At 68.5% G+C, this 5,103-nt stretch carries 5 protein-coding genes and 1 pseudogene; 5 read left to right on the top strand and 1 reads right to left on the bottom strand.

All coding sequences use genetic code 11. The annotated features are described in order from the left end of the window. Positions 1 to 118, top strand: a pseudogene (locus tag B9G49_RS15635) (IS6 family transposase); the annotation flags it as partial. Between the two features lie 169 nt (positions 119 to 287). Here B9G49_RS15635 and B9G49_RS15630 read toward each other — a convergent pair. Continuing rightward, positions 288 to 1,202: a serine/threonine-protein kinase RIO2 gene (locus B9G49_RS15630; protein WP_049932388.1), complete on the bottom strand. Its 915-nt coding sequence runs from the start codon at positions 1,200 to 1,202 to the stop codon at positions 288 to 290. Positions 1,203 to 1,348: 146 nt separating this feature from the next. Here B9G49_RS15630 and B9G49_RS15625 point away from each other — a divergent pair, with 146 nt between their 5' ends. The 4 genes from B9G49_RS15625 (at position 1,349) to B9G49_RS15610 (ending at position 4,650) form a co-directional block, all read left to right on the top strand. Then, positions 1,349 to 2,197, top strand: coding sequence for a biotin/lipoate A/B protein ligase family protein (locus tag B9G49_RS15625; RefSeq protein ID WP_086216988.1), 849 nt, complete (start codon positions 1,349 to 1,351; stop codon positions 2,195 to 2,197). Positions 2,198 to 2,358: 161 nt separating this feature from the next. Then, positions 2,359 to 3,195 (top strand): deoxyribonuclease IV, encoded by an 837-nt coding sequence (locus B9G49_RS15620; protein ID WP_086216987.1) that lies wholly within the window; start codon positions 2,359 to 2,361, stop codon positions 3,193 to 3,195. A gap of 84 nt (positions 3,196 to 3,279) precedes the next feature. After that, complete coding sequence (locus B9G49_RS15615; RefSeq protein ID WP_086216986.1) at positions 3,280 to 3,774, top strand: hypothetical protein; 495 nt, start codon at positions 3,280 to 3,282, stop codon at positions 3,772 to 3,774. A gap of 69 nt (positions 3,775 to 3,843) precedes the next feature. After that, the gene (locus tag B9G49_RS15610) at positions 3,844 to 4,650 is read left to right on the top strand and encodes a class I SAM-dependent methyltransferase (RefSeq protein ID WP_086216985.1); all 807 of its coding nucleotides are present in this window, start codon (positions 3,844 to 3,846) and stop codon (positions 4,648 to 4,650) included. The last annotated feature ends 453 nt before the right edge of the window (positions 4,651 to 5,103 follow it).

The following is a 5,103-nucleotide window of genomic DNA, read 5'->3' as shown; positions in this document are numbered from 1 at the left end:
CTTTCGCGAAGTAAAACGGCGAACAAACCAATTCTCAAATACGTTTAGTCACGCCGAACCGAGTACCGCCGAAAATTGGCTCCAAGCGTTCGCCTTCGCATGGAATCAGCTTATCTAAACACTACCATTTAGGCCACCCTAAAGGATTAAAGCGGTTTCGAATCTTAGGCATGCCTAAAACCTCGCCAGACGGTCGGCGAGACCCCGCGGACCGGTGCGGACGTGACGAACGGCAGCCGAGCGGGACGAACCGCGGCCAAGCCGGATTTCGTATCGCGCTATCCGCTTTATTCGGCGCCGAACGACCGCACGCTCTCGAACGAGCCGTCGGCGATAGCGGCGGCGATGCCCTCGATGTCGGCCTCTCGCGGCACCTCGTGCGGGTACTTCCGACCGAAGTACCGGACGAGGTTCTCCACGTCGCGTTCGAGGAACTCCCGCGCGTTCTCGTGGTCGACGGGCACCGCCTGCGGCCAGTCGAAGATGGTGATCCCGCTCTCGGCGACCGCGACGTTGTGCTCGGAGGCGTCGGCGTGGATCCAGCCGAGTTCGTGGGCGGTCGCGAGTTCGCGGCAGATCAGATCGAGGACGCCGACCGCCTGCTCGGGGTCGAGCTTCGCGCGCGAAAGTTCGACGCCCGCGAACTTCTCCATCACGATGGCGTGTCGGTTGTGGTCGACCGGCCGGGGGACGGAGACGTCCGGATACAGCGACTCCATCGCCTCGTACTCCCGCTCGGCCGCCTTGCGCGCGGTGTACAGCCACGAGACGTGGTCCCGGTCGGCGGTGTACTCGCGCTCGCGGTTCACCTCGCGGAAGTTGGTGTACCCCTCGCGGTGGTACTTCAGGGCGAGCGGCCGGAACGACTGCGCCTCGTACACGTCGCCCTCCTTGCCGAGCCCGAGCGGCGACCCCACACCGTCTATCGTCTCCCGCTCCGCGAACGTCCGGAGCGCCAGGGCGTCATACCCCTCGAAGGTGAGCTGGTACCCCTCGTACTGGATCGTCTTCCGCTCGATCAGCTCGCGGTCGAGGCAGCGGTCGATGCGGTAGTCGACCTCCTCGCGCGTCAGGTCGGCGTAGTCCGGGAGCTTGTCGCGACGGACCCACTCCGAGAAGCGCATCCCCTGCTCGACGCCCGAGAGGAGGTAGAAGTCCTCGGGGTCGAGGTCGGCCATGTCGCCGGCGACGTTTCGCACCATACGCGCCCCTACTCCGGCGATTCGTAAAAGGGGCGCGCGTTCGACGACATCCACTGGTATAGCGTATATCGCGATATCGAATTTTGTTCGGGCCGACCGCTGGGCCGAGCGCAACCGCTTTCGGAGCGGCGGCCGACGGTGTCGACATGACCGCGCCCGCCGTCGACTGGCGGCTGATCCGCGAGGAGACCCGCCCCGGCCCAATGCAGATGGCGTTAGACGAGGTTGCCGCCGAGACCGCCGCGGCCGGCGGCCCCGCCACGCTCCGCACCTACCGCTGGGAGCCGAGCTGTCTCACCCTCGGCCGCCACCAAGACCCGGAGACGGTCGACTGGAGATTCTGCGAGCGCGAGGGGATCGACGCAACGCGCCGGCAGACCGGCGGCGGCGGCATCTACCACGACGAAACGGGTGATATCGCCTACTCTATCGCGGTCCCCGCGGAGACGGTGCCGGGCGAACTGCTCGACTGCTACCACCTTCTTTGCGAGCCGGTCCTCGACGCCTTCGACCGGCTCGGCGTCGACGCGGACTACGTCGACGAGTCGGTGCCGGAACTGTATCACCCCGCCTGCTACCTCCGCGAGCTCCACCCGGCACACGACGTGGTGGCCCCGGGACCGGAGGGCGACGAGCTCCGCAAGATCGCCGGCAACGCTCAGTACCGCAAGCGGGAGGCGGTGATCCAGCACGGGTCGTTGACCTTCTCGGTCGACGCGCCCCGCCACCTCGGCGTCTTCGCCGATCCGTCGGTGACTCCCGAGGCGTTCCGAGACCGGGTCGTCGGGATGGACGAACTGGTCGATGTCGACCGCGCGGCCGCGGTGGCGACCGTCGAGGCGGCGCTGGCCGACTGGGCGGACGCGACTCCGGGAGCGACGGTCGACGCGGACGGGTCGTGGACCGACGACGAACTGGAGCGGGCCGAGGAAATCGCCGCGGAGAAGTACCGGAACGAGGAATGGGCCCGGACGCGACCCGGGGGCGGCGCGTAAGATGCGGAAAGCGGGGAGCGGCGGCAAGACGTGGAAAGCGGGGAGCGGCGGTAAGACGTGGAAATCGGGGAGCGGCGGCGGGTGACGGCGGGGACGACCGCGAACGACCGCGGACCGCCCGGTTCCGAAGGGGCTTTTTCGACCGCCCCCGTGTGATCGGTATGAGTCTCAAGGTCGGCGCGCACGTCTCCATCGCCGGCGGCGTGGACAACGCCGTGGCGAACCAGGTCGAGGTCGGCGGCAACTGTGGACAGATCTTCACCCACTCGCCGCAGGTGTGGCAGGACCCGGACATCGGCGACGAGGAGGCCGAACGGTTCCGCGAGGGGACCGAACGCGACTTGGAGGGGCCGTGGGTGATCCATACCTCCTACCTCGTGAACCTCTGTACGCCGAAGGAGGGGCTCCGTGAGAAGTCGCTCGACTCGATGCAAAAAGAGGTCGACGCGGCCGACAAGCTGGGCATCCCGTACGTGAACGTCCACCTCGGCGCGCACACGGGGGCCGGCGTCGAGGGCGGCCTCGATAACGCCGCGTCGGTGATAGACGACCTTGACGTGCCCGACGGCGTGACGATCCTGATCGAGAGCGACGCGGGCGCGGGAACGAAACTCGGCGGCGAGTTCGAGCACCTCGCGGGGGTCATCGACCGCACCGAGACCGACATCGACGTCTGCGTCGACACCGCACACGCGTTCGCGGCGGGCTACGACCTCTCGACGCCCGAGGCGGTCGACCAGACCCTCGGCGAGTTCGACGACGTGGTCGGGTTAGAACACTTGGAGTACGTCCACCTCAACGACTCGAAACACGAGTGCGGCACCAACAAGGACGAACACGCCCACATCGGCGAGGGGCACATCGGCGAGGCGGGGATGGAGCGGTTCCTCAACCACCCCGACCTGACGGACGTGCCGCTCGCGCTGGAGACGCCGACCGAGGACGGAAAGAGCTTCGCGTGGAACATCGACCGAGTGCGCGAACTCCGGCGCGACTGAGGCACCGCGACCGAGACGCCGCCGTCTCCGCGGACGCCGTCCGTCCGACGCAGTTTTAAGTTATCTCGCGGGCGATCCGCGGGCATGTCCACCACGAGAGCGCTGCTGGTCGGCCGTCGCCGCGGCCGCGCGGTCGGACTGGTGGTCGGATTCGCCGGGGTCGTGGCCCTCGTGCTCGTCGCCGCCTTCGTCGCCGAGTCGGTCGGCGCGACGGCGGCGGCCGCGCTGACCGACCGGCTCCTCCCGCCGTTAGTGTTCTACGCGCCCGGGCCGCTGGCCGCCGCCGGGGCGTACGCGCGCTGCGGGGGGCCGGCCTGTCTGACCGTCGGCGTCGTGCCGGCGGTCGTCCTCGGCGGGTTCGTCCTCGTCGGGACGGTGGTCGGCGTCCCCGGCGTCAACGACGGGAACCCGGCGCTCGGCGACGTGACGGTGAGCTTCGCCGCGATCGGGCTGAGCAGCGCGTTTGTCGGCTACTGCGCTGGGGTGACCGCCGTCCTCGCCGCCGACATGCTGGGATTCGGCGGCCACGGCAGCGGAGGGGAGACGGACGGCGGCGAGGGGGACGCCGACGAGGCGTGACGGCCCGACCGGGAATCGAGCGGCGGTCGATCTCCGGACGTTTATTTTCGCCCGCGCCGAAGCGGGGGCGTGCGACGCTTCTCCGCCGAGTACCTCGAACACACCCGCCGCGGGATGTGGGAGGACGGCCGCGACGCGCTCGCCGACTTGGAGCTATCGAGCCGCGAGCGCGTCCTCGATGTCGGCTGCGGTACCGGAGAGCTGACCCGCGTGCTGGCCGCGGAGACGGACGCGGACGTACTCGGCGTCGACGCGGACCGAGAGCTCCTCTCGGTCGCCCGCGAGGAGAGCGACGGCCGGATCGGCTACCTCGCGGGCGACGCCACGCGGCTCCCGGTCGGTGACGACGCGGTCGACCTGGCCGCCTGTCAGGCCCTGCTGATCAACCTCCCGGACCCGACCGCCGCGGTCCGAGAGCTCGCCCGCGTCTCCGGGGACCTCGTCGCCGCGGTCGAGCCGGACAACGCCGACGTGCGGGTGGCCTCGACGGTCGACGCCGAGGAGCGACTGGAGCGCGAGGCCCGCGAGGCGTACGTCGACGGGGTGGACACCGACGTGGCGCTCGGCGACCGGGTCCGCGAGGCGTTCGACGCGGCGGGACTCGTCGACGTGCGCACTCGGCGCTACGTCCACGAGAAGCGGACCGAGCCGCCGTACGCCGAGGCCGCGCTGCGGTCGGCGGCGCGGAAGGCCTCCGGCGCGGGGCTGGCCGACCACCGCGACGAGTTGGTGGCCGCGACCTCCGAGCGCGCGTACGACGACCTCCGCGGGCGCTGGCGCGAGATGGGCCGCGAGGTCGTCGACGCCATCGGCGCCGCGGAGTACGAACGCGTCGAGTACGTCCCGTTCGACGTGACGGTCGGACGAGTGAGCTGAGAGAAAGAGGAAACCAGAACCGACGCCGACGGGCGGTTGTTTATAAGTCAGAGAGGCTGATTCCGAATTTAATAGATAAATGACTGGTAGCAGATCGGCGGCCGACACCGCCAAAGCCCCAGCCGTCCGGATATAAATGACTGGTTGTAGATCGGCGGCGAACTCCTCCAAAGCCCCAGCCGCAAGGACTCGCGCGGCTCGTTGCGTTCCTCGCTCGCGCGGCTCGTCGCGCTCCTCGCTCGCGTTACTCGCTGCGGTGCGTACTGCGCCGTGCTTCGCCCTCGCGACTGCCACTTTGATACGGTCGTGCGTTAATTTCTACCGTCCTCAAGGGCAGAGATAGTTCCAGATGATCGGTTCCGTGATCGTCGGCAGTCCTCGTTGAATCTGCCGTTTCAGCGTCGAAAGATCTGGTATGAGGCGGTGCTTGAACCATTCATTGAGACGATCCCA

The organism is Halorubrum sp. SD683 (assembly GCF_002135045.1).
GTDB classification, from domain to species: domain Archaea; phylum Halobacteriota; class Halobacteria; order Halobacteriales; family Haloferacaceae; genus Halorubrum; species Halorubrum ezzemoulense.
The sequence above is the reverse complement of the archived record's forward strand: the minus strand, read 5'-3'. Positions and strand labels throughout refer to the sequence as shown.

What these genes read in the sequence shown, in the direction of transcription:
- B9G49_RS15630 (WP_049932388.1), bottom strand. Translation starts at nt 1,202, where the DNA reads ATGGTGCGAAACGTCGCCGGCGACATGGCCGACCTCGACCCCGAGGAC.
- B9G49_RS15615 (WP_086216986.1), top strand. Translation starts at nt 3,280, where the DNA reads ATGTCCACCACGAGAGCGCTGCTGGTCGGCCGTCGCCGCGGCCGCGCG.
- B9G49_RS15625 (WP_086216988.1), top strand. Translation starts at nt 1,349, where the DNA reads ATGACCGCGCCCGCCGTCGACTGGCGGCTGATCCGCGAGGAGACCCGC.
- B9G49_RS15620 (WP_086216987.1), top strand. Translation starts at nt 2,359, where the DNA reads ATGAGTCTCAAGGTCGGCGCGCACGTCTCCATCGCCGGCGGCGTGGAC.